Origin of the sequence: Octadecabacter sp. R77987 (assembly GCF_042466115.1) — a bacterium.
Lineage (GTDB): Bacteria > Pseudomonadota > Alphaproteobacteria > Rhodobacterales > Rhodobacteraceae > SW4.
In genome coordinates this window covers 1,374,495-1,398,125 of record NZ_JAXHBQ010000001.1, presented here as the reverse complement: position 1 = coordinate 1,398,125, position 23,631 = coordinate 1,374,495, and the positions used below count along the sequence as shown (strand labels likewise).

General features: G+C 60.0%; 26 protein-coding genes, 1 pseudogene and 1 riboswitch. Of the genes and pseudogenes, 18 read left to right on the top strand and 9 right to left on the bottom strand.

The window, feature by feature from the left end:
* Window positions 1-71: 71 nt before the first annotated feature.
* The gene (locus SJY21_RS07035; RefSeq protein ID WP_377513174.1) at window positions 72-1,553 is read right to left on the bottom strand and encodes an inorganic phosphate transporter; all 1,482 of its coding nucleotides are present in this window, start codon (window positions 1,551-1,553) and stop codon (window positions 72-74) included.
* 128 nt (window positions 1,554-1,681) lie between these two features.
* A complete protein-coding gene (locus tag SJY21_RS07030; RefSeq protein ID WP_377508147.1) occupies window positions 1,682-2,137 on the bottom strand; it encodes an NUDIX hydrolase in 456 nt (151 codons plus the stop codon).
* A gap of 141 nt (window positions 2,138-2,278) precedes the next feature.
* Between SJY21_RS07030 and gndA the strand changes: the two genes are divergently transcribed.
* On the top strand, window positions 2,279-3,679 hold the full coding sequence (gene gndA, locus SJY21_RS07025) for an NADP-dependent phosphogluconate dehydrogenase (RefSeq protein ID WP_377508144.1): 1,401 nt from the start codon (window positions 2,279-2,281) through the stop codon (window positions 3,677-3,679).
* Here the strand turns inward: gndA and SJY21_RS07020 are convergent.
* A complete protein-coding gene (locus SJY21_RS07020) occupies window positions 3,676-4,455 on the bottom strand; it encodes a metalloprotease (protein ID WP_377508141.1) in 780 nt (259 codons plus the stop codon). The genes gndA and SJY21_RS07020 overlap by 4 nt on opposite strands.
* Window positions 4,456-4,471: 16 nt before the next feature.
* Window positions 4,472-5,257 carry an enoyl-ACP reductase gene (locus SJY21_RS07015; RefSeq protein WP_377508138.1) on the bottom strand — a complete coding sequence of 262 codons (786 nt, stop codon included), beginning with the start codon at window positions 5,255-5,257 and terminating at the stop codon, window positions 4,472-4,474.
* 346 nt (window positions 5,258-5,603) lie between these two features.
* Here SJY21_RS07015 and SJY21_RS07010 point away from each other — a divergent pair, with 346 nt between their 5' ends.
* Both SJY21_RS07010 and SJY21_RS07005 read left to right on the top strand, forming a co-directional pair.
* Complete coding sequence (locus SJY21_RS07010; protein WP_377508135.1) at window positions 5,604-6,740, top strand: Acg family FMN-binding oxidoreductase; 1,137 nt, start codon at window positions 5,604-5,606, stop codon at window positions 6,738-6,740.
* Between the two features lie 143 nt (window positions 6,741-6,883).
* Complete coding sequence (locus SJY21_RS07005) at window positions 6,884-7,183, top strand: MarR family winged helix-turn-helix transcriptional regulator (RefSeq protein ID WP_377508132.1); 300 nt, start codon at window positions 6,884-6,886, stop codon at window positions 7,181-7,183.
* A 101-nt stretch (window positions 7,184-7,284) separates the two neighbouring features.
* Here SJY21_RS07005 and fabB read toward each other — a convergent pair whose 3' ends face one another.
* The 4 genes from fabB to fabA all read right to left on the bottom strand — a co-directional run bounded on the left by fabB (window position 7,285) and on the right by fabA (window position 10,260).
* Window positions 7,285-8,514 carry a beta-ketoacyl-ACP synthase I gene (gene fabB / locus SJY21_RS07000; RefSeq protein ID WP_377508129.1) on the bottom strand — a complete coding sequence of 410 codons (1,230 nt, stop codon included), beginning with the start codon at window positions 8,512-8,514 and terminating at the stop codon, window positions 7,285-7,287.
* A gap of 74 nt (window positions 8,515-8,588) precedes the next feature.
* Complete coding sequence (locus SJY21_RS06995; protein ID WP_377508127.1) at window positions 8,589-9,164, bottom strand: YdeI family protein; 576 nt, start codon at window positions 9,162-9,164, stop codon at window positions 8,589-8,591.
* A 58-nt stretch (window positions 9,165-9,222) separates the two neighbouring features.
* Window positions 9,223-9,705 carry a hypothetical protein gene (locus tag SJY21_RS06990; protein WP_377508124.1) on the bottom strand — a complete coding sequence of 161 codons (483 nt, stop codon included), beginning with the start codon at window positions 9,703-9,705 and terminating at the stop codon, window positions 9,223-9,225.
* 45 nt (window positions 9,706-9,750) lie between these two features.
* Window positions 9,751-10,260, bottom strand: a complete 510-nt coding sequence (fabA, locus tag SJY21_RS06985) for a bifunctional 3-hydroxydecanoyl-ACP dehydratase/trans-2-decenoyl-ACP isomerase (protein ID WP_377508121.1) — start codon at window positions 10,258-10,260, stop codon at window positions 9,751-9,753.
* Between the two features lie 162 nt (window positions 10,261-10,422).
* On the opposite strand from fabA, the gene irrA reads away from it, so the two are divergent.
* Together irrA and SJY21_RS06975 are read left to right on the top strand one after the other, a co-directional pair.
* Window positions 10,423-10,839 (top strand): iron response transcriptional regulator IrrA, encoded by a 417-nt coding sequence (irrA, locus tag SJY21_RS06980; RefSeq protein ID WP_377508118.1) that lies wholly within the window; start codon window positions 10,423-10,425, stop codon window positions 10,837-10,839.
* A gap of 69 nt (window positions 10,840-10,908) precedes the next feature.
* The gene (locus tag SJY21_RS06975; RefSeq protein WP_377508115.1) at window positions 10,909-11,400 is read left to right on the top strand and encodes a transposase; all 492 of its coding nucleotides are present in this window, start codon (window positions 10,909-10,911) and stop codon (window positions 11,398-11,400) included.
* Between the two features lie 23 nt (window positions 11,401-11,423).
* Here SJY21_RS06975 and SJY21_RS06970 read toward each other — a convergent pair whose 3' ends face one another.
* Window positions 11,424-12,290, bottom strand: a complete 867-nt coding sequence (locus SJY21_RS06970; protein ID WP_377508113.1) for a hypothetical protein — start codon at window positions 12,288-12,290, stop codon at window positions 11,424-11,426.
* Window positions 12,291-12,409: 119 nt separating this feature from the next.
* Between SJY21_RS06970 and miaB the strand changes: the two are divergent.
* The 13 genes and pseudogenes from miaB to SJY21_RS06905 all read left to right on the top strand — a co-directional run bounded on the left by miaB (window position 12,410) and on the right by SJY21_RS06905 (window position 23,626).
* A pseudogene (miaB, locus tag SJY21_RS06965) lies at window positions 12,410-13,719 on the top strand (tRNA (N6-isopentenyl adenosine(37)-C2)-methylthiotransferase MiaB).
* 339 nt (window positions 13,720-14,058) lie between these two features.
* Entirely contained in the window at window positions 14,059-14,610 is a 552-nt protein-coding gene (locus SJY21_RS06960) for an OmpA family protein (RefSeq protein ID WP_377508110.1), read from the top strand.
* 2 nt (window positions 14,611-14,612) lie between these two features.
* Window positions 14,613-15,050: a hypothetical protein gene (locus SJY21_RS06955; protein ID WP_377508108.1), complete on the top strand. Its 438-nt coding sequence runs from the start codon at window positions 14,613-14,615 to the stop codon at window positions 15,048-15,050.
* 146 nt (window positions 15,051-15,196) lie between these two features.
* Window positions 15,197-16,207: a PhoH family protein gene (locus SJY21_RS06950; protein WP_377508105.1), complete on the top strand. Its 1,011-nt coding sequence runs from the start codon at window positions 15,197-15,199 to the stop codon at window positions 16,205-16,207.
* On the top strand, window positions 16,204-16,689 hold the full coding sequence (ybeY, locus tag SJY21_RS06945; protein WP_377508102.1) for an rRNA maturation RNase YbeY: 486 nt from the start codon (window positions 16,204-16,206) through the stop codon (window positions 16,687-16,689). The genes SJY21_RS06950 and ybeY overlap by 4 nt, the downstream gene beginning before the upstream one ends.
* Window positions 16,690-16,736: 47 nt before the next feature.
* Window positions 16,737-17,627, top strand: coding sequence for a hemolysin family protein (locus SJY21_RS06940; RefSeq protein ID WP_377508099.1), 891 nt, complete (start codon window positions 16,737-16,739; stop codon window positions 17,625-17,627).
* Window positions 17,620-19,155: an apolipoprotein N-acyltransferase gene (lnt, locus tag SJY21_RS06935; protein ID WP_377508096.1), complete on the top strand. Its 1,536-nt coding sequence runs from the start codon at window positions 17,620-17,622 to the stop codon at window positions 19,153-19,155. The genes SJY21_RS06940 and lnt overlap by 8 nt, the downstream gene beginning before the upstream one ends.
* A 16-nt stretch (window positions 19,156-19,171) precedes the next feature.
* Window positions 19,172-19,220: riboswitch (SAM-SAH riboswitch) on the top strand.
* Window positions 19,221-19,226: 6 nt separating this feature from the next.
* A complete protein-coding gene (metK, locus tag SJY21_RS06930) occupies window positions 19,227-20,408 on the top strand; it encodes a methionine adenosyltransferase (RefSeq protein WP_377508093.1) in 1,182 nt (393 codons plus the stop codon).
* 75 nt (window positions 20,409-20,483) lie between these two features.
* Entirely contained in the window at window positions 20,484-20,876 is a 393-nt protein-coding gene (locus SJY21_RS06925) for a GFA family protein (RefSeq protein WP_377508090.1), read from the top strand.
* Window positions 20,877-20,880: 4 nt separating this feature from the next.
* The gene (locus SJY21_RS06920; RefSeq protein WP_377508087.1) at window positions 20,881-21,354 is read left to right on the top strand and encodes an ABZJ_00895 family protein; all 474 of its coding nucleotides are present in this window, start codon (window positions 20,881-20,883) and stop codon (window positions 21,352-21,354) included.
* A 31-nt stretch (window positions 21,355-21,385) separates the two neighbouring features.
* Window positions 21,386-22,099: a tRNA (guanine(46)-N(7))-methyltransferase TrmB gene (locus SJY21_RS06915; RefSeq protein WP_377508084.1), complete on the top strand. Its 714-nt coding sequence runs from the start codon at window positions 21,386-21,388 to the stop codon at window positions 22,097-22,099.
* Window positions 22,100-22,155: 56 nt separating this feature from the next.
* On the top strand, window positions 22,156-23,508 hold the full coding sequence (aroA, locus tag SJY21_RS06910; RefSeq protein ID WP_377508081.1) for a 3-phosphoshikimate 1-carboxyvinyltransferase: 1,353 nt from the start codon (window positions 22,156-22,158) through the stop codon (window positions 23,506-23,508).
* Window positions 23,495-23,626 (top strand): hypothetical protein, encoded by a 132-nt coding sequence (locus tag SJY21_RS06905; RefSeq protein ID WP_377508079.1) that lies wholly within the window; start codon window positions 23,495-23,497, stop codon window positions 23,624-23,626. Before aroA ends, SJY21_RS06905 begins: the two co-directional genes overlap by 14 nt.
* Window positions 23,627-23,631 lie beyond the last annotated feature (5 nt).

The window sequence follows — 23,631 nt, the reverse complement described above, 5'->3', positions numbered from 1 at the left end:
CTCCATTCCGTTTGCGACTTACTGGAATGGTAGGTCCGCCTTGGCGGGCAGGCAACATTGCCCGCCCGTGATCAGACGAAAACGGCGCTGAGCCCCAGAAAGATCAGCGCCGACATCAGCGCGGCGGCGGGCACCGTGATCACCCAGGCGGCAACGATCGTCATGAAATGGCTACGCCGGACCAATTTGCGGCGGCGGCGTTCCTCGGCGGCGACTTTCTTGACCGTTGCGCTGCTGGCCGTGCTTTGGCGCGCGCGCCGTTCGTGATACCATTCGCGGTAAAAGCCGACGCCGAAAATGCCGCCCACGGCAATGTGAGTGGACGAGACGGGCAGGCCAAGCCAGCTTGCGATGATCACCGTGATCGCCGCCGACAGGGCCACGCAATAGGCGCGCATCGGGTTCAGTTTGGTGATCTGGCTGCCGACCATGCGGATCAGTTTGGGGCCGAACAGCACCAGGCCAAAGGTAATGCCCATCGCGCCGATCACCATGACCCAAAGCGGGATTGATACCTTGCCTGCGAACTCGCCGAACTGTTCAGCGTGGACAATCGCGGCCAGTGGGCCAACGGCGTTGGCCACATCGTTTGCACCATGGGCGAATGACAGCAAAGCGGCTGAAAACACCAGGGGTATGCCAAACAGCGTCTTGAGCGACTTGTTGCGGTTTTCCATTCCTTCGGACTGGCGGCGGATCAGCGGAGCGGCGGCCACATAGGTCACGGCCCCGACGGCCACGCCGATCAGCACGGCGACACCAAGGTCGATGTGCATGATCCGTTTCAATCCCTTCATCGCCAGATAGGTGGCAAAGACACCTGACATGATGCCGATCAGCACGGGCACCCAGGTGCGCGCTGCTGCGATCTTGTCGTCGCGATAGATGATGTAGTACTTGATAAAGGCAAGGAACGCCGCGGCGATTGCCCCGCCCAATACAGGTGAAATCACCCAGCTTGCGGCGATCAGGCCCATGTTGGGCCAGTTCACGGCGGCAAATCCGGCAGCGGCAATTCCTGCCCCCATGACCCCGCCAACGACCGAGTGGGTCGTGGACACCGGCGCGCCGACCCATGTAGCAAGGTTCACCCACATGGCCGAGGAAATCAGCGCCGCCATCATCGCCCAGATGAACACCCGCGAATTGGACACGCTTTCGGGGTCGATAATACCCTTGGAAATGGTCGAAACAACGTCCCCGCCCGCCAGCAATGCGCCGGCGCTTTCGCACAGGGCCGCAATGACGATCGCGCCGCCCATGGTCAGCGCATTCGCGCCCACGGCCGGCCCCATGTTGTTGGCGACGTCATTGGCGCCGATATTGATTGCCATGTAAGCGCCAAATGCGGCGGCCGCGATCACGATCAACGATGTGGGTTGTTGCCCGAAAAACAAAGCCGCCCCAAGGGCTGCCAGAACGATGAACGCCAAGGCGATGCCGAAACCGACCATCGGGCGCGCCACATATTGCGTGGCGTATTCCACATGGGCAATGCGGCCCAGATCCTTGTCCAGTGTTTTCCACTGATTTCCGGGCGTGCCGTTTGTCATCCTGTCCCCCGACCCGTGGCCCTTTGCGGGCGTTGTCACACGGCTGTTACATTTCCTTAGGCGCGGGCCTAGCGGGACTTGGGCGGGAATTCAACGGATTCGGTGCAGGCAAAGGCGCTGCAGGCGGATTAGAAGTCGCGCAAGATGTCGCGCAGTCCTTCGTCGTCGACCATGTCGGCGGCCACTTGTGGCGAAACCCAGCGCCGTTTGCGCCTGTCGGCTTCGGGAAAGTCGTTGGCGACCTTGATGGCGCGGGCCGCATAAACCGACGTTTCGCAGGACGCCTGCGCGCCGGAGTCATACCGTTTCAGCGAGGCATAGCTGCCAATCGCGTCCGGGTCGGCATCAGCTTTCTTCACGCCGCCTTCTTCCCAGGCTTCGTGAACGGCGGCTTCGGAGGCGTTCAACCCGTCAATCGGCCAGCCCTTGGGCAGGATCCAGCGGCCACGGCTGCTGGTGACCAACAAAACCTCGCGCCCGTCCTTGCCATCGCGGTAGCAAAGAGCAGCCACCTGCAATTGCGGTGGGCGGCGTAGGAACGGGGCGATCACCTCGGCAAAAGCCGAGCGGAAAAGAGATGTCATATCGAAAACTGCCGTTTCATTTTTTCTTTATTAACCGACATATAACACCAAAAAGTTAATATTACAAATAACAGGGAGGTGAGGGGGCTTGTGCAGGGTTCCCTGCGGGTTAGGTTTGCGCAAACATTCACGGGGGATCGCATGACCAAGAAACTGGCAAACCTGGGCTTATATGGTCTTGGCACCATGGGCAGCGCATTGGCGCTCAATATCCTCGACAATGGCTTTGCGCTGCATGTGTCTAACCGCACCGACAGTGTGGTTGCGGATTTCGTGACAGAGGCGGGCGATTTGGCAGCGCGCCTGACCCCGCACAACGATCTGGACCAGATGGCCCTCGATATGCCCGCCCCCCGTGCGATTATCCTGATGGTCCCTGCGGGTGCGCCCGTGGATGATGCCATCGCGCGGTTGATCCCCTTGCTGGACAAGGGCGACACAATCATTGATGCGGGCAACGCCGATTTCAACGACACACGGCGGCGCACCGGCACGGTCGAGGCTGCTGGCCTGACGTTCATCGGCATGGGCGTGTCGGGTGGCGAAGAAGGCGCGCGCAATGGTCCCTCCATCATGGTCGGTGGCACGCCGCAGGCTTGGGGCGCGATCCGACCGATGATTGATGCGATTGCCGCGAAATTCGATGGTGCACCTTGTGCCGATCACCTTGGCCCCGATGGCGCGGGCCATTTTGTGAAAACCGTGCACAACGGCATCGAATACGCCGATATGCAGTTGATCGCCGAAGTCTATGGGCTGATGCGCCATGGCGCGGCGCGCGCGCCCGCCGAAATCGGGCAGATCTTCGAACAATGGGACAAGGGTGCGCTGAAAAGCTACCTTGTTGAAATCACTGGAATTGTTTTGCAGGCGGAACGCGATGGCAAGCCTGCTGTCGATGTCATTCAGGACAAGGCGGGCCAGAAAGGCACGGGCCGCTGGACCGTCATCGAGGCGCTGAAAATGGGCCAGTCCGCCAGCACGATCGAAGCTGCTGTTGCGGCGCGCGGATGGTCGGCGGAAAAGGAAACCCGTGGCGTTGGCGAAGGCGTTTTGGGGGGGCATCGCGGTGCGGTGTCCTTGCCTGATGGCGATTATGAACAGGCATTGCTGGCAGCACGTATCATCGCCTATGCCCAAGGGTTCCGCATTCTGGCCGCCGCATCCGACACCTATGACTGGAACCTGGATTTCGCACGGATTGCGGAAATCTGGCGGGCCGGGTGCATTATCCGATCCGCCCTGTTGGACGATATTTCAGACGCGTTTCGCGGCGACCTGCCGCAGGGGCAGTTGTTCCTTGCGCCCACCTTTGCCGACACGCTGAAAGCCGCCACGCCCGCCCTGCGCCGTGTCGCGGGTGCGGCGATTGCGGCGGGCCATCCAGTGCCCGCGTTGACTGGCGCGCTGGCGTTCATCGACACGATGGCGCAGGCGCGCGGCACAACCGATCTGGTGCAAGCCCAACGTGATTTCTTTGGCCGTCACGGCTATGAAGATATCGACGGGCGCACCGGCCAGCACGGCCCGTGGTGGGACTAAAGAAAGCGTAAGAAAAAGCTGTAGCCGCCGCCGAAAAAGAACGTCGCGGCGGTGAAAAGGTAAGCGCAAGCCGCCAGCACCGCGCGCTTGCGCGACAACGGGCGCTGCACCTGCGCTAGCATGTTGGACGATGCAAGGCTTTGCACGCCCATCAGCGCGAAGAAGAACAGCACGAAAGACTGCATAGCGATGGCTGCGGCAACGAAAGCGGCCGACATGGCGATCGCCAGCAAATAGGCCAGCGGTGGCCAGAATGCATGGGCAATCACGCGCAGCATCCGCCCGCCGTCCAGTGGCCAGAACGGTAGCATGTTAAAGAAATTCAGCGCCCCCGTGACCATCGCAAAGGTGGACATGAACACCGCCACGTCCACGCTGACACCCCACATGATCCCTGACAGACCAAGTGCCAGAATCATTGGCCCCAGCCCGATTGCCGGCCCCATGAGCGTGATAAAGAAATCCTTTTCCTGACTGGCAGGAATGCTGTCGGAAATTGCCACACCGCCCATCAGCGGGATCAGGCGAAACCGTGCATCTGCGTGGCCAGCGACCCGAAAGGCGCAGACATGGCCGTATTCGTGGATCACCACGGCAAAGATGATCGCGATCCCGACCATCGGCCCGAAAAACCACATGGCCGCCGCGATGGACAGGCCGCCAAACGCCAGCCCCTGCATATCCATCCCGACGATTTCGGTTTTGCGTTTGGCAAACAGCCCGCCACGCAGGGCATAGCCGGTGGCAAGGCACATCAACGCGCCGACTGCGATCATCAGCGCCGCCATGGTGCTAGAGGTTCTCGATCTGGGGCATGCCGATCACGTGCAGGCCGCCATCGACGTGGATCACTTCACCCGTTGTAAAAGCACCGGCGTCTGATGCCAGATAAACGGCCGTGCCGCCAATGGATGCCAGCGTGGCGTTGGCTTTCATCGGGGCGTTGGCCTCGGCATATCTAAACGTGCGGCGCGCGCCTGCGATGGCCGCCCCTGCCAGCGTTTTCATCGGCCCCGGCGAGATTGCATTGACGCGAATGCCTTGCCCGCCCAGATCGGTCGCAAGGTAGCGCGTCGCACTTTCCAGCGCTGCCTTGGCCACGCCCATGACGTTGTAGTTTGGTGTGACCTTGGTGCTGCCCTGATAGGTCAGCGTCAGCAGTGTGCCCCCGTCGGGCATGATTTCGGCAGCGCGGCGCGCCACGTCGATAAAGCTGTAACAGCTGATCGTCAGCGAGTTCTGGAAATTGGCGCGGCTGGTGTTGGTGATCCGGCCTGTCAGCTCTTCCTTGTCGGAATAGGCAATGGCATGGACGACAAAATCAATCTTGCCCCATTCCTTTTTCAGCATCGCAAAGGCGCGGTCCATCGAGGCATCGTCGGTCACATCGGTTTCGACCAAAAGGCTGCTGCCAACGCTTTCAGCCAGCGGCCCGACCCGTTTGAGCAGGTTTTCACCCTGATATGAAAACGCCAGTTCCGCGCCCGCCTCGGCCATCGCCGCAGCGATCCCCCAAGCAATCGAGCGTTCGTTCGCGACCCCCATAATCAGGCCGCGCTTTCCGTTCATCGTGATCATTACCCGCTCCTTGCCACTTGCAACAGGTTTGCGCCGGATTGGGACGCAAGGTCAAGGTTGGGGTGGCGGGAATAGGGTTTGGGATTGCAGCCGACGGTCCGGGGTCGTGGCGGCATGACGGGGTCAGTTCAATTTCGTTTGAAAGCTTGGCGCACCGCAACGCGAAGGCCAGCTTAGCGGACACTTTGTCTGATGCGGCGCGTCACTCTGTTCGCGCGCCACTGCCTGATCAGCATCACGGCCAGGCCAACCCAGTTTGGTTTAACCTTGTTCGCCCGTTTGCGGAAAGCCTTGACTAGTTCGGTATAGAACTATATTGGTTCGATATAGAACTAGGAGGCCTGTCATGAACCGTAGAAACGTCTTGAAACTTGCCGGTGGGGGAGTCGTTCTGGCGGCCGGTGGCGCTGGATTATTCGCATCGACGCGAACGCCAACCGCCGCGTTGGCCCCCTGGGGGCTTGCAGGATCCTATGACGATCCGCGCAAGAACGCCCTTTCGCACGCAATTCTTGCGCCCAACCCGCATAACCGACAACCATGGATCGTTGCGTTGGAAGGTGACGATGCGCTGACACTCTACTTTGATACCGAAAAGCAGCTGCCGCACACTGACCCCTTTGATCGGCAGTTGACCATCGGCCTGGGGTGTTTTCTTGAACTCATGCGGATAGCGGCCAATGCGGCGGGCTACAGTGTCGAAATCGCGCTGTTCCCCGAAGGTGAGGTCGCGGCCGGTTTGGACAACCGTCCAGTTGCGCGTGCCAGGTTTGCAACGGCGAGTCCCGTCATTGATCCGCTTTTTGAACATGTGATGGCCCGCCGATCCAACAAGGAACCCTACGATACATCGCGCGCCGTTCCGCCCGGGGCATTGGCACGGATCGGCGCTGTTGCACGGCACGCACAGGTTGGTGGCTCGGTCGATCAGGACGAGATCGCGTATTGGCGGCAATTGACCACGGACGCCCTGATCATCGAACTCGAGACACCGCACACCTACAAGGAAAGTGTCGATCTGATGCGCATCGGCAAGGCCGAAGTGAATGCGAATCCTGACGGCATTGATTTGAGCGGCGCTTTGTTCGAAGCACTTTCGCTGGTTGGGGTCATGACGCGAGAGACCTTGCTGGACCCTAATTCAATCGGGTTTCGCGAGGGTCTGAAAGTCGTGACCCAAAACACGCAATCGGCGATGGGCCATCTCTGGATGGTGACACGGGGCAATACGCGCCTTGAACAGATTGCTGCCGGGGCCGATTGGTTGCGGGTCAATCTTGCCTGCACGGCAGAGGGATTGGGCTTTCAGCCGCTAAGCCAGGCCTTGCAGGAATACCCCGAAATGGAGGATCACTATGCAACGACTCATGAGAAGCTGGCACCTGATGGGGGCACGGTTCAAATGTTGGCGCGCATCGGATATGGTCCAGTTGTTCCGGTCAGCCCGCGTTGGCCGATAGAGACCAAGATTGGAACCGTGTGAACAAAGACGATACCTCAGCCGAAATCATCGGATTTTTCACCGAAATCGGGATCATCAATCAACTCTCGACCGCGATATTGGCCAAGAGCCTTCCGGATGGTGTTCACCCGTCCCACTTTGCAATTTTGAACCATTTGTCACGCATGGGTGACGGAAAATCGCCTTTGCGCATCGCATCTGCAATGCAGGTCACGAAAAATACGATGACGCATTCGCTTAGGGTCTTGACGGATCGGGGTTACATCACGGTGGCCCCTAATCCGGAAGATGGCCGCGGCAAGCTGGTTTATCTGACCGACGCCGGACGCGAATTTCGCGATCAGGCGCTTCGTCGGGTCAGTGATGCCCTTGATCATGTGGTTGGACCCGACCAGTTGGCCATCATGCGGCGCATTGGTGACGACCTTGCGGACATGCGAAAGCACCTTGACGAGAACAGGTGAGCTTGGGGCGTTTGGTGGAGCAGGGCATGGCGCACGCGCGCCGGTTGCGCCCAAAGGCATGGCCTATGCGCCTACAGCAAAATGCACCGCGCGCGTTGGACCTAGTCGCGAAACTTGCTGAGCAACATCGACCCGTTGGTGCCGCCGAACCCGAAGGAATTGGTCATCACAGTATCCAGCCCCGCGTTTTCCACGAGGGTTGTGGCGATTTCGGACGGGTCCAGCGCGGGATCAAGCGTTTCCACGTTGATCGAGGGCGCGATGAAGTCGCCTTGCAGCATCAGCAAGCAATAGATCGCTTCCTGCGCGCCGGTGGCCCCTTGGCTGTGGCCGGTCATGGATTTGGTCGAACTGATCGGCGGAGTCGATCCCTGGCCAAAGACGCGGCGCACGGCCTCGACTTCGCCCACATCACCGACGGGCGTGGACGTGCCGTGGGCGTTGATATAGCTGACGCTGCGCCCTTCGGGGATGGTTTCCAACGCAAGCCGCATCGCGCGTTCGCCGCCTTCACCGCTGGGGGCGACCATGTCGTGCCCGTCTGATGTGGCGGCAAATCCGGTGACTTCGGCGTAAATCTTGGCACCGCGCGCTTGGGCGTGTTCAAGGCTTTCCAGCACGACGATCCCGCCGCCGCCCGCGATCACGAAGCCATCACGGTCAGCGTCGAAAGCACGAGATGCCTTGGTCGGCGTGTCGTTATACTTGCTGCTCATCGCGCCCATCGCGTCGAACAGGCAGGACAGCGTCCAGTCCAGTTCCTCGCCGCCGCCCGCAAACATCACGTCCTGCTTGCCCATCATGATCTGCTCGGCTGCGTTGCCGATACAATGCAGGCTGGTGGAACAGGCGCTTGTGATCGAATAGTTGATGCCCTTGATCTTGAAGGCCGTCGACAGGTTCGCGCTGATCGTTGAGGACATGCATTTGGGCACAGCGAACGGCCCGATCCGTTTGGTGGCACCGGTGTTTTCCACCACTTTGTGGGCGGCAAACATCGCGCTGGTGGACGGCCCGCCAGACCCCGCGACCAAGCCAGTGCGCGGGTTGCTGATTGTGGCGTCATTCAGCCCCGCATCGGCAATGGCCTGCGTCATGGCGATATGGGCATAGGCGGCACCTGGCCCCATAAAGCGCAGGGTGCGTTTGTCCACGTGTTCGGCCACGTCGATTTTCAGGGTGCCGGCGATTTGCGAGCGAAAGCCGTGCTCGGCCATTTCGGGGCTGGCGACGATGCCAGATTTCCCTGCACGCAGCGAGGCTTCGACCTCAGCTGCATTGTTTCCGATGGGGGATACTATCCCCAAACCTGTGACGACGACGCGGTGCATGGCTGCTCCCTAGATGGCTTTGACTTTGTGTAGGGGAGAGGGCGGCAGGGGGCAAGTGGGGTGGACTTTGACGATCATTGAAATCGCTTCCCCGAAGCGAGCTGTGCGAGCATCTGTTCCATCCGCCGTGCCCGCGTTTCCGGTTTCTTGGCGGAGTGCAGGCGATGGTAGATCACAAAAAGGTTAGCGCGGTTGAGCGTTGCATAGAATGACTTTGCCGCCGGGTTTGCATCAAGGGCGGCAAGGAAATCGGCGGGAATGACCATGTCGGCCGATCCGGCATAGGCCGCATCCCAGCGCCCGTCGGCTTTGGCGGCGTCAACATGGGCCAAACCTGTCGTCATCATCAGACCCAGCGCGATCAACTGTTCCGCGTGGGCGCAGTTGCGCTTGGACCAGTTGGATTTGGCGCGGCGCGGCGTCAGGCGTTGGAGATAGGATGCGTCATCGAGCCGCTTTTTGATCCCGTCGATCCAGCCCCATATGATGGATTCAATCACGCAGTCGTCCCAAGTCACCGACGGCTCGCCCGACCCTTTCTTGAAGATTTGCACCCAGAGTTCGCTGTGGGTGGCGTGGTGATCCGAGAACCACGCGCGCAGGTCATCGGGGGTGGAGAAAGCGAGGTAATCGGTGGGTTCGGGTGCCATTCTCTCACTCTCGATTAATGCGACATGCAAGGGCGCTTTTCCAAACCCCACTGCCGGACTAGTCAGGCAATTGCAAACCGCGGCAGTTTAGCTCTTCGAATTTGGCAATTGAGTATTGTTGAACTCGTCGACGGTGATCTCGTTCCTCGTTTGGCTCAACAACGGCAAACAGCGAAATTCCGAGCGCGCTCTCCAACTCATACCGATAAACTTCGGCAAGGCACGCCCGAGAGGCTCCCAAAGTGTAGCCGACATTGAACGTTACGTCTGCCCATTCGATGTCGGGCATCGTTGGGAAAACAAATCGGGTGAGGCATTGACGGCCATAGTTCCCATTCGCACCCGAAAGTGTTCCCCCATACATCGCTGAGCCGAGTTCTAGGCCAGCGACCGAATAGATTTCTCTTATTCGCAGCCGCTCGTTTGCGAGAGTAGCTCTCAAATAGCCTGATGTCGCGTCACATTTCAATCCGAGTTCAACCACATCGAAAAGCTGAAATGCTCTTTCCTCTGAAAGGGCGTTTGCCTGCGAAGCAGTCAAGGATAGGAGAGCCGAACACAACAATCGTTGTAGCATAATGGGCCCTCAACTCTCGCTCAACGCGACCTTCATGTCCTTGACCTGATAAATGACCTCGCCATCGGCCTCGACGATCCCGTCGGCGACGCCCATCGTCAGGCGGCGGGTCTGGATCGCTTTGGTGAAATCGATCTTGTAGGTCAGCATCTTGCGGTCGGGGCGGACCATGCCTGTCAGTTTGACCTCGCCCACGCCCAAGGCATAACCGCGCCCCTGCCAGCCGCGCCAGCCGAGGTTGAAACCGGTCAACTGCCACAAGCCGTCAAGGCCAAGGCAGCCGGGCATGATCGGGTTGCCGGGGAAATGGCAGTCAAAGAACCACAGGTCTGGCGTGATGTCGAATTCGGCTGTGATGTGACCCTTGCCGTGGGCGCCGCCATCGGCACTTACATCCGTTATACGGTCCATCATCAACATGGGCGGGGCGGGAAGCTGGGCGTTGCCGATCCCGAACAACTCGCCTCGGGCGCATTCCAGAAGGTCGTCTTTGTCAAAGCTGTTGGGATAAGTGGACATATACGGCCCCGTTTTGGTGTTACATTCCAATGCGGTCTAGCACCGCACCGCGCGCTGGCGCAAGGCTGACCCAAGGGGTGCCATAGCAGGGGAACGTCGATTTACAATTGAAATTGTCAGGTTTTCGCCCATATTGTGGGGCGACAGGAACGCAGGGTGCACATGACACAGCAAACAATCGAACGCGGAACGCGGTGGCTGACACAGGCAGGCCTGCGCCCGACCCGTCAGCGGGTGGCGCTTGCGACATTGCTGGTCGGGGATGGCCAGGACCGGCACGTAACCGCCGAAAGCCTGTTTGATGCTGCCGGTGCCGGGGCCGAAAGCGTGTCATTGGCCACTGTTTACAACACCTTGCGGGCTTTTTGTGATGCCGGTCTGTTGCGTGAAATCACCGTGGACGGCGCGAAAAGCTATTTCGATACCAACATGACGGACCATCCGCATTTTTATTGGGAAGACACCGCAGAGCTGTCGGATGCGCCTGCGGACCAGCTTGAAATCAGCCGCCTGCCGCAAGCGCCCGACGGGGCCGAGATCGCATCCGTGGATGTCGTGATCCGGCTGCGGCGGGGGTAAGGTGGGTCAAGACCCACCTTACGTCACGTCTTAACCCGATATTTACCAATCCCGCGCCACCCTCGCGGGATGAGCCACTATCGCCGCCTTTACGTCCCCGGTGCGACCTATTTTTTCACCGCACGCCTGCTTGATCGCAGATCGGACCTGCTGTTGCGCGAGGTGGGATTGCTGCGCAACGCTGTCGCCCTGACCCGCAAACGCTGGCCGTTTCAGATCGACGCGGCGGCGGTCCTGCCTGATCTGGTGCATATGATCTGGGTCATGCCTGCTGATGATGCGGACTTCTCGAAACGCTGGCGGTTGTTGAAATCTGCGTTCTCGCGCCATGTCCCGCCCGCCGCAAATCTGCCTGCTAGCTATGCGGCGCGGGGCGAAAAGGGGATCTGGCAGCGCAGGTTCTGGGAACACATGATCCGCGACGCCGCCGATCTGGCGCGTCACCGTCGCATGATCCATGCAGCACCTGTGACGGCAGGTCTGGTTGCACGCCCGCAGGATTGGCCGTTCAGTTCGGTGCATCGGGACGGGGTGACAGGGCGGCACGCTTTGCTGGCGTAAGGTGGGTCTTGACCCACGTTACCCTAAAACCACTGGCCCGGTTCCATCAGCCCCAGATCAAGCAGTTGCTGCGAATGCCATTTGAACTGTGTCGAATTGTGCCAGCGAAAGGTTTCAATATCAAAGGTGCTTCCCGGATTGCGTTTCAGCGCCTTGGCGGTGCGGAACGAACAAATGGCGGCTGTCAGGTTATGGTGCCACGGGCAGGCATAGGTGTTGTATTCGGGGTCGTTGAACATGTGGTCGGCGTTGATTTTAAGGCCCTGTTTCACCTTGAACAGTGCCACACGGTCGATCTTGCGGCGCGGGACGGGGATATGTTCCTCGAACCGCCAGCGCAGCCCGCCAAAGAAATCAAGCTGGCGTTCCAGATCGTGGTTCCAGCGGTCCTTGCGGGCAAGGGCATAGTAGCCGGATTTATCCAGATGCGCATCCTCGAGCGACACGGCCGACGGGTGCTGCCCCAGATCGCCCGCATACAGATCAACGACATAGGTCAGGATCGTGTCGCGCCGTTCCTCGACGTTAAAGGCGATCATTTCACCCACGGTGCGGTTTTCGCAAAACGGGTGGAACAGGTATTCGGCGTTGTAGCAGTAGAAAATCCAGACGTTTGCGCCCGCGATGCGGATCGTACCATTCACGACCGTTTCAAGGGCCGCGTCCGATAGGGGATCAAAGGTCACGCGGTGCACCTGGTCGCGCAGGTCCTTGGCGATGATGATATCGTTACTTGCAAAAGCGATCACCGATTTGAAACCCGCGTCCATATGGTGGCGCAGGGTTGAATCGACTTCGGTGCTGTCTTCGATCAGGATCAACGCAACGGGGCCTTTGGCCACAAGGGCCTGACCGGCATTGAAAAAGGCATCTACGCTGTCGAACTGCATCGGTTTGTCTGTTTCCGCGTCTTTTGGTCAAGGTCTGTCATATCGGCCCGCATTGCAAGCAATCGCCGCTGCCTGTAGGAACCCGCCAATCCTGCCAGCCTTATCAGAGACCCGTTACCATGTCCGACCCTAAAAAGCTGTTTATCAAAACATACGGCTGCCAAATGAACGTCTATGACAGCGAGCGTATGGCCGAGGCATTGGGCGGGAACGGGTATGTGCAGACGCAGTCGGCCGATGACGCGGATATGATCCTGCTCAATACCTGCCACATCCGCGAAAAGGCTGCCGAAAAAATCTATTCCGAACTGGGCCGCTTTAAGGGGCTGCATGACGCCAAGCCTGACTTGAAGATCGGTGTGGCCGGATGTGTCGCACAGGCCGAAGGCGCGGAAATCATGCGCCGCCAGCCGATGGTTGATCTGGTCGTGGGGCCGCAAAGCTATCACCGCCTGCCTGCGATGGAACAGGCTGTGGCGCGGGGGGAAACGGCGCTTGATACGGATTTCCCCGAGGAGGACAAATTCACCGCGCTGCAATCGCGCCCCAAAGCGGCCCGCGGCCCAACCGCTTTTTTGACGGTGCAGGAAGGCTGCGACAAGTTCTGTGCCTTTTGCGTGGTTCCCTATACGCGCGGTGCCGAGGTCAGCCGCCCTGCCGATCGTATCGTGCAAGAGGCCCGCGATCTGGTGGCCGCTGGTGTGCGTGAAATCACCTTGCTGGGGCAGAATGTGAACGCCTATCACGGGCACGACGACGGCCTTGCCGGCCTGATCTGGGAACTGGACAAGATCGACGGGTTGGCGCGTATCCGTTTCACGACGTCCCACCCCAACGACATGGATCAGGCGCTGATCGACGCCCATGCAAGTTGTGACAAACTGATGCCCTATCTGCACCTTCCCGTGCAGTCGGGAAGTGATCGCATTCTGAAGGCGATGAATCGCAAGCATACGGCCGCGCAATACGTCGAGCTGATTGCTCGCATCCGCGCGGCGCGCCCCGACCTGTTGCTCTCGGGTGATTTTATCGTCGGCTTTCCCGGCGAGACCTATCAGGATTTTGAAGACACGATGGAACTGGTCCGCACCGTGAATTACGGGCAGGCCTATTCGTTCAAATACTCGACCCGTCCGGGGACGCCCGCTGCCGAAAAAGCGCAGATTGATGACGGGCTGGCGACCGAACGCCTGCACCGACTTCAGGCGCTTTTGACCGAACAACAGCGCGCGGCGCAGGATTCCATGGTCGGGCGCGAGGTATCGGTCTTGTTTGAAAAGAAGGGTCGCCTTGAAGGCCAGCTGATTGGAAAATCTGAATATCTTCATGCCGTCCACGCCGTGGTTCCGCCCAGTTGATTGGCCAGGTTCGCAAAGTGAGAATCGTCGATTCAGTGACAAATTCCTTGCGCGGCGAATTGTCCGTCTAGGCTCACCTTGCGTTAACTTTGGTGCGCAACCCTTTCGGATTGTGGCGTTATCTGGGTTGTCCACAGGACAATACGGTGTGAATATCGCGATTGTTGCGGTTTAAGACACAATATGTGGTGATTAGTCCTTTCAATTCGACTGAAAATTGCTAACCATTGCCCCTGTATGGAGTAGGTCGTGCGCGGGTGCCGTAACAGGCAAACGCGTGGGACGTTTTAAGAAGGGGTTGTGCCAAAAATGAAAACAAAATCGGGCAACATCATGCCGGCTGGAGGCAACCCTGACACAGTGAAGGCGCTTTCAATGGCGACCATGGGGGATCTGGAATGCCAAATCTAATGAAATATCTCAGGCTGGGCCTTGCGGCCATAGCTGTCTTGGGTGTCTTGTCACCCGCATTGTCCGCGCAGGCGCGCGGCGAACAATCGGGCCGCATTCAGTGGGGCATCTGGGTTGATCCGGATGGCTGCATGCACTGGATGGCCGATGGTGGCATCGAACAGTATCAGGTAAACCGCCTTGATCCGGAAACGGGTCGTCCGGTTTGCATGAAGGTGAACAGTTGCTTTATCGGCAATACCGACACCATGTTCCACACCGACAGCGCCCAGTTGACGCAAGCGGGCCGCGCCCGTCTTCAAGAAGTGTTCACGCAAGCTGGCGTTGGCGGCTATGCCGTCTATGGCCACACTGACAGCCGTGCATCGCTTGGCTACAACCAAACCCTGTCCGAGCATCGCGCACGCGCCGTGGCTGACGTGGGCCGTAGTGTCGGTGCCCTGATCGAACGCGAAATGGGTTTCGGTGAAACACGCCCGATTGCCACGAACGGCACTGCTGCCGGTATGGCGCAAAATCGTCGCGTCGAAGTAATCTGCTACAGGTGGTAATCATGACAACATTGAAAATAACAGCATTTGGCGTTGCGGCACTCGGCCTTTCAGCCTGTGTTACTTCCGAAGGTTTCGAAGGCACACGCGGTTTTCAAGGCCCCAACGATTACATCGCTGTTGCGGGTGATTTGGGTCGTGACGCGGGTGGCAACTTTGACGATAACGCCGGGATCGCGGTGACACCGGACGGCTGCCAGGCCTGGATCATTGATGACGGGATTGAAGGCCGCGCAAGCAACCGCCTTGATCCGGTTTCGGGCCTGCCGGTCTGTATTGGTGAACCTGGTGTGGTCTATGGCCCCTACCAGAGTGGCACGCCGGGTATCCCCGATCGTGTTCCGGGCGAGCCGGTCCCGGTGCAGGTGCAAACAGTGCCCGTGCAGCCCTATTCGGGTCAGTATCAAACGGTTCACCCCGTCGGGACACAGCACCACTGATGCGTTTACGCAAAGACGAAAAAAGGGGCCGCGGCGGATGCTGCGGCCCTTTTTCGTTTCAATTGTGTGACATTTTTAGATGGGCGCTTGCACCCGCCTGCGCATCTTGCCACGATAAATCAGGCACCTGATCCAAGGAGAATTGATTGGCCACGCGCACACATCCCGCCGACACCGCCCCGCCCGCCGAGGTGCTTCTTGAATTTCCCGACAACTTTTTGCTGATTGACCTGTGCGGCGAATATGATCGCAACCTGACGGCCATTGAATCCCGTCTTGGGGTGCAGATCCTGCGCCGTGGCAACCAGCTTGTAATCATGGGCGAGGATGCCGCGCGCACGGAAGCCGCCGATGCGCTGCGCGGTCTTTATGCGCGCCTTGAGGCAGGCAAGACCCTTGAAAACGGTGATATCGACCGCGAATTGCGCATGGGCAAGTCCGAAGCGGGCACCGGGCCGCAATCGGGTGATCAGATGGACTTGATCCCTGCCAACCGCGTGGAAATCAAGACCCGCAAGAAACTGGTCGAACCGCGCACGGATGCCCAAAAGGCCTATGTGCGGTCCCTGTTTGCCAATGAACTGGCCTTTGGCATCGGTCCCGCAGGCACTGGCAAGACCTATCTGGCTGTCGCCGTGGGCGTGAACATGTTCATCAACGGCCACGTAGACCGGATCATCCTGTCGCGTCCCGCGGTCGAAGCGGGTGAAAAACTGGGCTATTTGCCTGGCGACATGAAAGACAAGGTCGATCCCTACATGCAGCCGCTTTATGATGCGCTGAATGATTTTCTGCCGGGCAAACAGGCCGCCAAACTGATCGAGGAAAAGCGCATCGAGATCGCGCCGCTGGCGTTTATGCGCGGGCGCACGCTGGCCAATGCGTTTGTTGTTCTGGACGAGGCGCAGAATGCCACGACCATGCAGATGAAGATGTTCCTGACCCGCTTGGGCGAGGGCTCGCGCATGGTCATCACGGGCGACCGCACCCAGATTGACCTGCCCCGTGGCGTGCCGTCGGGCCTGCGCGATGCGGAACGTCTGCTCAACAAAATCCCCAGCATCAGTTTCAACTATTTCACGTCCAAAGATGTGGTGCGCCACCCGCTGGTTGCCGCCATCATCGAGGCCTACGAGGCGGATGACCCACCCACATGAGCGTTGACGTCATTATCGAGGACAAGCGATGGCAGGCGGCGGGCCTTGAAGGGCTGGCTGAAACCGCTGTCGGTGCCACGTTTGCCGAACTTGGTGTGCCAGACGCCTGCGACGTCAGCCTTATGGGGTGCAATGATACCCGCATCGCTGATCTGAACGCCGATTTTCGCGGCAAGCCGGTGCCGACCAACGTCCTGTCATGGCCTTCCGAGGAACGCGGGGCAGACCGCGATGGTGGCCAGCCCCGCCCGCCGCGAGACCCTGAACTGGGCGATATTGCCATCGCATTCGAGACCTGTCAGCGCGAAGCCGCCGAGGCCGGCCGCACCATGGCCGCCCATTGCACCCATCTGATCGTGCACGGAACCCTGCATTTGCTGGGCTATGACCACGAACGTGACGCGGATGCCACCCTCATGGAGGGCTTGGAAACACAGATACTTGGCAAACTGGGCATTGCCGACCCATATAGGATCACGTAACGCATCACGCTGGGCCGCAAACGCGCCCGCATAACTGGTAGGAGAAGATGGGCGACACGACCGAGGGGTCCTCTAGCGCAGCGCAAAGCGCGCAGACCGACCCGACAGAGATAAGTAACCGCGGCTTTTTCAGCCGCATTATTGATGCGCTTAGCCCAGCCGAATCCGAAGGGGATGATGCCAGCGATACCGCACGGGCCGACAGGCCCGGCACGCCTGTGCCCGGTATGTTGAACCTGCGACGGATGCGCGTCGAGGATGTTTCCATTCCCAAGGCCGATATTGTGGCAGTGCCCGCGTCGATTTCCAAGACGGATCTGGTGCAGGTATTTCGCGAAAGCGGGTTGACCCGCTTGCCTGTCTTTGACGGCACGCTGGACACGCCGATCGGCTTTGCCAATCTCAAGGATTTCGCCCTGACCCACGGGTTCAATGGCAAGTCCAAAGTGTTTGACCTGCGCGCGCTTGTGCGCCCCTTGCTGTTTGTCCCGCCGTCGATGCCCCTGGGCGTGCTGCTGCAAAAGATGCAGGCGGAACGTATCCACATGGCCTTGGTCATTGATGAATATGGCGGCACTGATGGTCTTGTGACCATCGAGGATCTGATCGAACAGGTTGTCGGCGAGATCGAGGACGAACACGATCTGAACGAGGACGAGCTGTGGCTGCGCGAAAAGCCCGGTGTCTATCTGGCCGAGGCCAAGACCCCGCTGGAAGATTTCGAGGGCGAAATCGGCATGGCCCTGACCGATCACGATGAAATCGACGAAGAAGAAATCGACACCCTTGGCGGGTTGGTCTTTATGCTGGCGGGTCATGTGCCCGCCCGCGGCGAGGTGATCGAACATCCGGATGGACCGGCGTTCGAGGTGATCGAGGCCGATCCCCGCCGCATCAAGCGTTTGCGTGTGCGCCTTCCCAGCGCGGCTGATGGCTGATCCGATTGTCAGCCGCGTAACGGGGCTGCATTGGGCCGCGCGCGGCGTGATCTTTGCGGTCTTGGGTGGGATCATGGCCTTGGGGCAGGCCCCTTATGATCGCCCCGCCGCGTTAGTTTTAGCGCTTGGCCTGACGTTTGCCCTGTTCTTGTCCACCCGCACCGCGCGGGGGGCGGCATGGCTGGGCTGGGCGCTGGGCCTTGGTTATTTTGCCCATGCGTTGCGTTGGATTGTCGAACCTTTCCTGGTTGATGTCGCGCGCCACGGCTGGATGGCCCCATTTGCGCTGTTCCTGATGGCGGGTGGGGGTGCGTTGTTCTGGGCCGCAGCGTTTTGGTTTGCTCGCCGGATGGATGGAACTGGTTTGCGCCGAGTTATCGCCTTGGCCGTGGCCCTCACGACATTTGAATACCTGCGCGCCACGATATTTACCGGTTTTCCCTGGGCCAATATTGCCCAGGCCCTGCTTGATACCCCTGCGGCGCCTTTGCTGGCGATCATCGGGCCGCATGGGCTGACACTGGCGCTGCTGCTGGTGGTCGGTGTATCTATCTGGGCCGCTGATGCGATCAGCACGTTGGTTTACCCGCTTGCGGTTGTGGCTTTGGTTGCATTTGCATATCTGCTTCCCGCCCCGTCTGTCGGCCCTGTCGCCGCGGATGCGCCCATCGTGCGCCTGATCCAGCCCAATGCGCCACAAGACGAAAAGTGGGATCCGGTCATGGCACCGGTCTTTCTGGAACGCGCGGTCAGGATGACGGGCGAAGGCGCGGTGCCGGACCTGATAGTCTGGCCGGAAACCTCGGTGCCCTATTTGCTGGAATATGCCGATCCCGTGCTCGAGGATATTTCCGCCCTTGCGCGCGGCGCCACTGCGGTCATCGGTATTCAACGCCGCGAAGGGGCGGGCGCGTTTTACAATTCGCTGGTTGTGCTGGGCCGCGCGGGCGTGGTGCGCAGCCTTTACGACAAGGCGCATCTGGTCCCGTTCGGGGAATACGTGCCCTTTGGCGAGCTTATGTCGCGGTTCGGCATCTACGGCATGGCCGCTACTGAAGGTGGTGGTTTCAGCGCAGGTGCTTCGGGTCAGACCGTCGATCTGCCGGGGATCGGTTTGGCCCGCCCGCTGATCTGCTATGAGGGTATCTTTGCCGAGGAAATGAACGCGACTGATCCGCGCCCGCGATTGTTGCTGCTGATCACCAATGACGCGTGGTTTGGTCAGGGGGCCGGGCCGTATCAGCACCTAGCCCAGGCGCGGATGCGCGCGATTGAACAGGGGCTGCCGATGGTGCGCGCGGCCAACACAGGCGTTTCGGCCATGATCGACGCGCGCGGCCAGATCACCGGACAGATCGCGCTGGGCGAAACCGGCTGGCTGGACGTGGCGTTGCCAGATGCCTTGTCGATGACGCCTTATGCCCGTTGGGGCGATTGGCCGGTGGGTGTGTTGCTGCTTGTCGCCAGTTTGGTGGGGATCGCCACACGCAAACGTTTCGCCATTGACGAAAGCACGGGCGCGCCCTAGGTCGATTGCAGAAATTTCGTTGTCACAACGGCTTCCTGACGTGGCGACCAGAACCTAACGGAGCACTTCCCATGACACGCCCTAATCATATCTTCACGTCGGAGTCTGTCTCCGAAGGTCATCCCGACAAGGTCTGTGACCGTATCTCGGATGCCGTCCTGGACGCCTTTCTGGCCGAAGAACCCGAAGCCCGCGTGGCTTGCGAAACATTTGCCACCACCAACCGTGTTGTGATTGGCGGCGAAGTGGGGCTGTCGGACAAGGACAAGCTGCACGACTACATGGGCCGGATCGAGGATATCGCCCGCGCCTGTGTCAAGGATATTGGCTATGAGCAGGACAAGTTCCATCACGAGACCGTTCAGGTCACGAACCTGCTGCACGAACAATCCGCCCATATTGCCCAGGGTGTCGATGCTGCCGGCGAAAAGGACGAGGGCGCAGGCGATCAGGGGATCATGTTTGGCTATGCCACGACCGAAACCGACGCGTTGATGCCTGCGCCGATCCAGTATTCACACGCGATCCTGCGCCGCCTGGCCGAGGTGCGCAAGAACGGCACCGAACCCACGCTTGGCCCTGATGCCAAATCGCAGCTGTCGGTGATCTATCGTGATAGCAAGCCGGTTGGTGTGAGTTCCATCGTGCTGTCCACGCAGCATCTGGACGAAGCCATGACCAGTGCCGATGTGCGCGCGGTTGTCGAGCCCTATATCCTTGAAGTCCTGCCCGAAGGCTGGGTCACGCCCGAAACGGTTTGGCATGTGAACCCCACTGGCAAATTCGTTATCGGCGGCCCTGACGGCGATGCGGGTCTGACGGGCCGCAAGATCATCGTTGATACCTATGGTGGCGCGGCGCCCCACGGTGGCGGTGCATTTTCCGGCAAAGACCCGACCAAGGTTGACCGCTCGGCCGCTTATGCCGCGCGCTATCTGGCCAAGAACATCGTCGCGGCGGGCATGGCGGAACGCTGCACGATCCAGTTGTCTTATGCGATTGGCGTGTCGCAGCCGCTGTCGATTTATGCCGACACGCATGGCACCGGTGACATTGACGCCGCCTTGATCGAGGCCGCAATTCCGAAAATCATGGACCTGACCCCGCGCGGCATTCGCAGCCACCTGAGCCTGAACCGCCCGATCTATCAGCGCACGGCGGCCTATGGCCACTTTGGCCGCGCCCCGACTGACGATGGTGGTTTCAGCTGGGAGCGCACCGATCTGGTCGAAGCGTTGAAAAAAGCGGTCTAGGCCCAAGCGTGAAAAGCATTCCCAAACGCCCCGTGCCCGTCTAGGTTCGGGGCGATTTTCATTGCGGGGGCGATCATGATCAACGGCGCATGCCACTGCGGGGCTGTCACATGGCAGTTTGACGGCACGCCCGACAGCGCGACCGCGTGTAATTGCACTGTCTGTCGCCGTTACGGCGTGCTGTGGGCTTATGATTATGACGGGATCGGTATTCACCACACAGGCGGTACGCGCGCCTATGTCCGTGGCGACCGCGAGATCGAATTTCATTTCTGCCCGACCTGCGGTTGTGTCGCGTTCTGGCGCGGTATTCCGCCTGACACGCAGGGCCGCCACCGGATCGCCGTCAACCTGCGGTTGGCCGAACCGGATGCGGTTGGCGCTATCCCGATCCGGCATTTTGACGGCTTGGGCGATTTTGTCGATTTGCCAAGCCGTGGCAAATGCGTCGCGGATTACTGGGCATGAGCAGATGAAGAAATCACTTGGCTATTACATCGGCTACTTTGCGGTCTGCTATGCCCTGAGCCTGATTGCCTTGGTTGCCATTGCAGCGGCGATGTTCAGGCTTGTGCCGCAGGTCGCATTCTTTTTGTTTGGCGGGTCGGCCAGCATCGGGATCATTGTCGCATTGTTGATTACCGCGCCAATGCTTTTGGCGGGTAAGTTTTATCGCTGCGAAGACCGCGGCTTTCGTCCGGGTGAAGGGTGGATACTTGCGCTGACCGGTGCGGGCGTGATCATTTCGATGACCATCGCGGCAACCGTTGTGGCGAACCTGATTGCCTTTGGCACAGCTGCGGGGCGCAGTGACTTGGGTGCTTTGGCACAAGACCCCGCGACCACCGTGATGTTCGCGGCCATTGCCTGCGTTGTGATCACCCTGACGACCCGCCTGTTCATGTGGTTGGGCATGCGTAACGAGGTCAAGCGGGCGGGCTTGTAACGCGCGCCCCCTTCGCGCTAAGGGCTGCGTCATGACCGATAAACACCCCTCAGGCGCCCCGTGGCGCAATTTCTATGGCCGCTTCAAGGGGAAATCCCTGCGGCCCAGCCAGGAAGCCTATCTGCAAGAGGACCTTGATGCGCTGTCGCCGGGAGCGATCGATTGGGATGTGAACCCTGATCGCACACCGATTGATCCAGCGGCGTTGTTCGACGGCAGGGATGTCTGGCTGGAAATCGGTTTTGGCGGCGGCGAGCACCTTGTGCATCAGGCTGCAACCTACGCGGATATCGGCATCATCGGCTGCGAGCCCTATATCAATGGCGTTGCCATGTTGCTGGGCAAGATCCGACAGGCGGGCGTCAAAAACCTGCGCGTCCATCCCGGTGATGCGCGCGACATGTTCGATGTGCTGCCCGATGCGTCGATTTCCAAGGCCTTCCTGCTGTATCCCGATCCATGGCCAAAGGCGCGCCATCATCGCCGCCGCTTTGTCACGCCCGAACATCTGGAGCCCCTAGCGCGGGTCTTGAAGCCGGGCGCTGAATTTCGCGTGGCGACCGACATTGCCGACTACGTGCGCCAGACCCTGGAGCAGGTGCCGCAGTTCGGGTTTGAGTGGCTTGCCGAAGCGCCGCAGGACTGGCGCACCCCGTGGTCCGACTGGATTTCGACGCGCTATGAACAAAAGGCCATTCGCGAAGGCCGCCCGCAGCACTATCTGACCTTTCGCAAGGTCGGATGATGGACCCCGCCGCACGGCTGGTCTAAACCTCTGCCAACACAACGAAAGAGCATCCTATGTCTGGCCACGGCACACCCATTCCCATGACATCGCGCAAGTGCGGCCCCTTGAAAGGGGTGGCGGATGTGCCCGGTGACAAGTCGATTTCGCACCGGTCGTTGATCCTTGGGGCGATGGCCGTGGGCGAGACACGGATCACCGGCCTGCTGGAAGGCGAGGACGTACTGGATACCGCATCGGCCATGCGCGCCTTCGGGGCCGAAGTCACGGATCATGGCGGTGGGTCATGGTCGGTGCAGGGCGTTGGCGTTGGCGGCTTTGCCGAACCGGAACAGGTGATTGATTGCGGCAATTCCGGCACCGGCGTGCGCCTGATCATGGGGTCGATGGCGACCACGGGGATCACGGCGACATTTACAGGTGACGCGTCACTGAACGGCCGCCCGATGGGCCGCGTGACCGATCCGCTGGCGCTGTTTGGTGCGCAATCCTATGGCCGCGCCGGTGGCCGTTTGCCGATGACAATCGTGGGTGCGGTTGATCCGGTGCCGGTGCGCTATGTGGTGCCCGTGCCTTCGGCGCAGGTGAAATCGGCCGTGTTGCTGGCGGGGCTGAATGCGCCGGGCCAGACCGTTGTGATCGAAAAGGAAGCGACCCGCGATCACACCGAACGGATGCTGGCAGGGTTCGGGGCCGAAATCAGCGTTGAAGAAACCGGTGAAGGCCGCGTGATCACCCTGACGGGCCAGCCGGAATTGAAACCGCAAGATATCACCGTGCCGCGCGATCCGTCATCGGCCGCTTTTCCCGTTTGTGCCGCGCTGATCACCGAAGGATCCGATGTGCTGGTTCCCAATATCGGGCTGAACCCGACGCGCGCGGGCCTGTTCACCACTCTGCGCGAAATGGGTGCCGACCTGACCTATGAAAACGAACGGACCGAGGGCGGCGAACCAGTTGCTGATTTGCGCGCGCGCTTTTCCCCTGATCTGAAGGGTATCGACGTGCCGCCCGCCCGCGCGGCCAGCATGATTGATGAATATCCGGTGTTGTCGGTTGTTGCCGCCTTTGCCAGCGGCCAGACCATCATGACGGGTGTGAAGGAACTGCGCGTCAAGGAAAGCGACCGGATTGACGCGATGGCCAAGGGGCTGCGCGCCGCCGGTGTCACCGTGGACGAAGGCGATGATTGGTGGACTGTCACGGGCCTCGGTCATGGCAACGTCAAGGGCGGGATCACGGCGGCAAGCGAGCTTGACCACCGGATCGCCATGTCATTCATGGTGCTGGGTATGGCGACGCAGAAACCTGTTTCGGTCGATGATGGCAGCCCGATTGCTACGTCATTCCCGATATTCGAGCCGCTGATGGCCAGCCTTGGGGCGCAGATCGTGCGTGCCAACCACTGACATGGCCGACGAGCGCGACAAACCGAACTGGCGGGCGCGGATTGTCGTCGCCGTGCTGGTATTGATGGCGGGTATTCGCGCGTTTGAAATGTGGGTTGGCGGCGGGCAGTCATTCTAGGGGGC

What these genes read in the sequence shown, in the direction of transcription:
- SJY21_RS07035 (WP_377513174.1), bottom strand. Translation starts at nt 1,553, where the DNA reads ATGACAAACGGCACGCCCGGAAATCAGTGGAAAACACTGGACAAGGAT.
- SJY21_RS07030 (WP_377508147.1), bottom strand. Translation starts at nt 2,137, where the DNA reads ATGACATCTCTTTTCCGCTCGGCTTTTGCCGAGGTGATCGCCCCGTTC.
- gndA (WP_377508144.1), top strand. Translation starts at nt 2,279, where the DNA reads ATGACCAAGAAACTGGCAAACCTGGGCTTATATGGTCTTGGCACCATG.
- SJY21_RS07020 (WP_377508141.1), bottom strand. Translation starts at nt 4,455, where the DNA reads ATGATCGCAGTCGGCGCGTTGATGTGCCTTGCCACCGGCTATGCCCTG.
- SJY21_RS07015 (WP_377508138.1), bottom strand. Translation starts at nt 5,257, where the DNA reads ATGATCACGATGAACGGAAAGCGCGGCCTGATTATGGGGGTCGCGAAC.
- SJY21_RS07010 (WP_377508135.1), top strand. Translation starts at nt 5,604, where the DNA reads ATGAACCGTAGAAACGTCTTGAAACTTGCCGGTGGGGGAGTCGTTCTG.
- SJY21_RS07005 (WP_377508132.1), top strand. Translation starts at nt 6,884, where the DNA reads ATGGGTGACGGAAAATCGCCTTTGCGCATCGCATCTGCAATGCAGGTC.
- fabB (WP_377508129.1), bottom strand. Translation starts at nt 8,514, where the DNA reads ATGCACCGCGTCGTCGTCACAGGTTTGGGGATAGTATCCCCCATCGGA.
- SJY21_RS06995 (WP_377508127.1), bottom strand. Translation starts at nt 9,164, where the DNA reads ATGGCACCCGAACCCACCGATTACCTCGCTTTCTCCACCCCCGATGAC.
- fabA (WP_377508121.1), bottom strand. Translation starts at nt 10,260, where the DNA reads ATGTCCACTTATCCCAACAGCTTTGACAAAGACGACCTTCTGGAATGC.
- irrA (WP_377508118.1), top strand. Translation starts at nt 10,423, where the DNA reads ATGACACAGCAAACAATCGAACGCGGAACGCGGTGGCTGACACAGGCA.
- SJY21_RS06975 (WP_377508115.1), top strand. Translation starts at nt 10,909, where the DNA reads ATGAGCCACTATCGCCGCCTTTACGTCCCCGGTGCGACCTATTTTTTC.
- SJY21_RS06970 (WP_377508113.1), bottom strand. Translation starts at nt 12,290, where the DNA reads ATGCAGTTCGACAGCGTAGATGCCTTTTTCAATGCCGGTCAGGCCCTT.
- SJY21_RS06960 (WP_377508110.1), top strand. Translation starts at nt 14,059, where the DNA reads ATGAAATATCTCAGGCTGGGCCTTGCGGCCATAGCTGTCTTGGGTGTC.
- SJY21_RS06955 (WP_377508108.1), top strand. Translation starts at nt 14,613, where the DNA reads ATGACAACATTGAAAATAACAGCATTTGGCGTTGCGGCACTCGGCCTT.
- ybeY (WP_377508102.1), top strand. Translation starts at nt 16,204, where the DNA reads ATGAGCGTTGACGTCATTATCGAGGACAAGCGATGGCAGGCGGCGGGC.
- SJY21_RS06940 (WP_377508099.1), top strand. Translation starts at nt 16,737, where the DNA reads ATGGGCGACACGACCGAGGGGTCCTCTAGCGCAGCGCAAAGCGCGCAG.
- lnt (WP_377508096.1), top strand. Translation starts at nt 17,620, where the DNA reads ATGGCTGATCCGATTGTCAGCCGCGTAACGGGGCTGCATTGGGCCGCG.
- metK (WP_377508093.1), top strand. Translation starts at nt 19,227, where the DNA reads ATGACACGCCCTAATCATATCTTCACGTCGGAGTCTGTCTCCGAAGGT.
- SJY21_RS06925 (WP_377508090.1), top strand. Translation starts at nt 20,484, where the DNA reads ATGATCAACGGCGCATGCCACTGCGGGGCTGTCACATGGCAGTTTGAC.
- SJY21_RS06920 (WP_377508087.1), top strand. Translation starts at nt 20,881, where the DNA reads ATGAAGAAATCACTTGGCTATTACATCGGCTACTTTGCGGTCTGCTAT.
- SJY21_RS06915 (WP_377508084.1), top strand. Translation starts at nt 21,386, where the DNA reads ATGACCGATAAACACCCCTCAGGCGCCCCGTGGCGCAATTTCTATGGC.
- aroA (WP_377508081.1), top strand. Translation starts at nt 22,156, where the DNA reads ATGTCTGGCCACGGCACACCCATTCCCATGACATCGCGCAAGTGCGGC.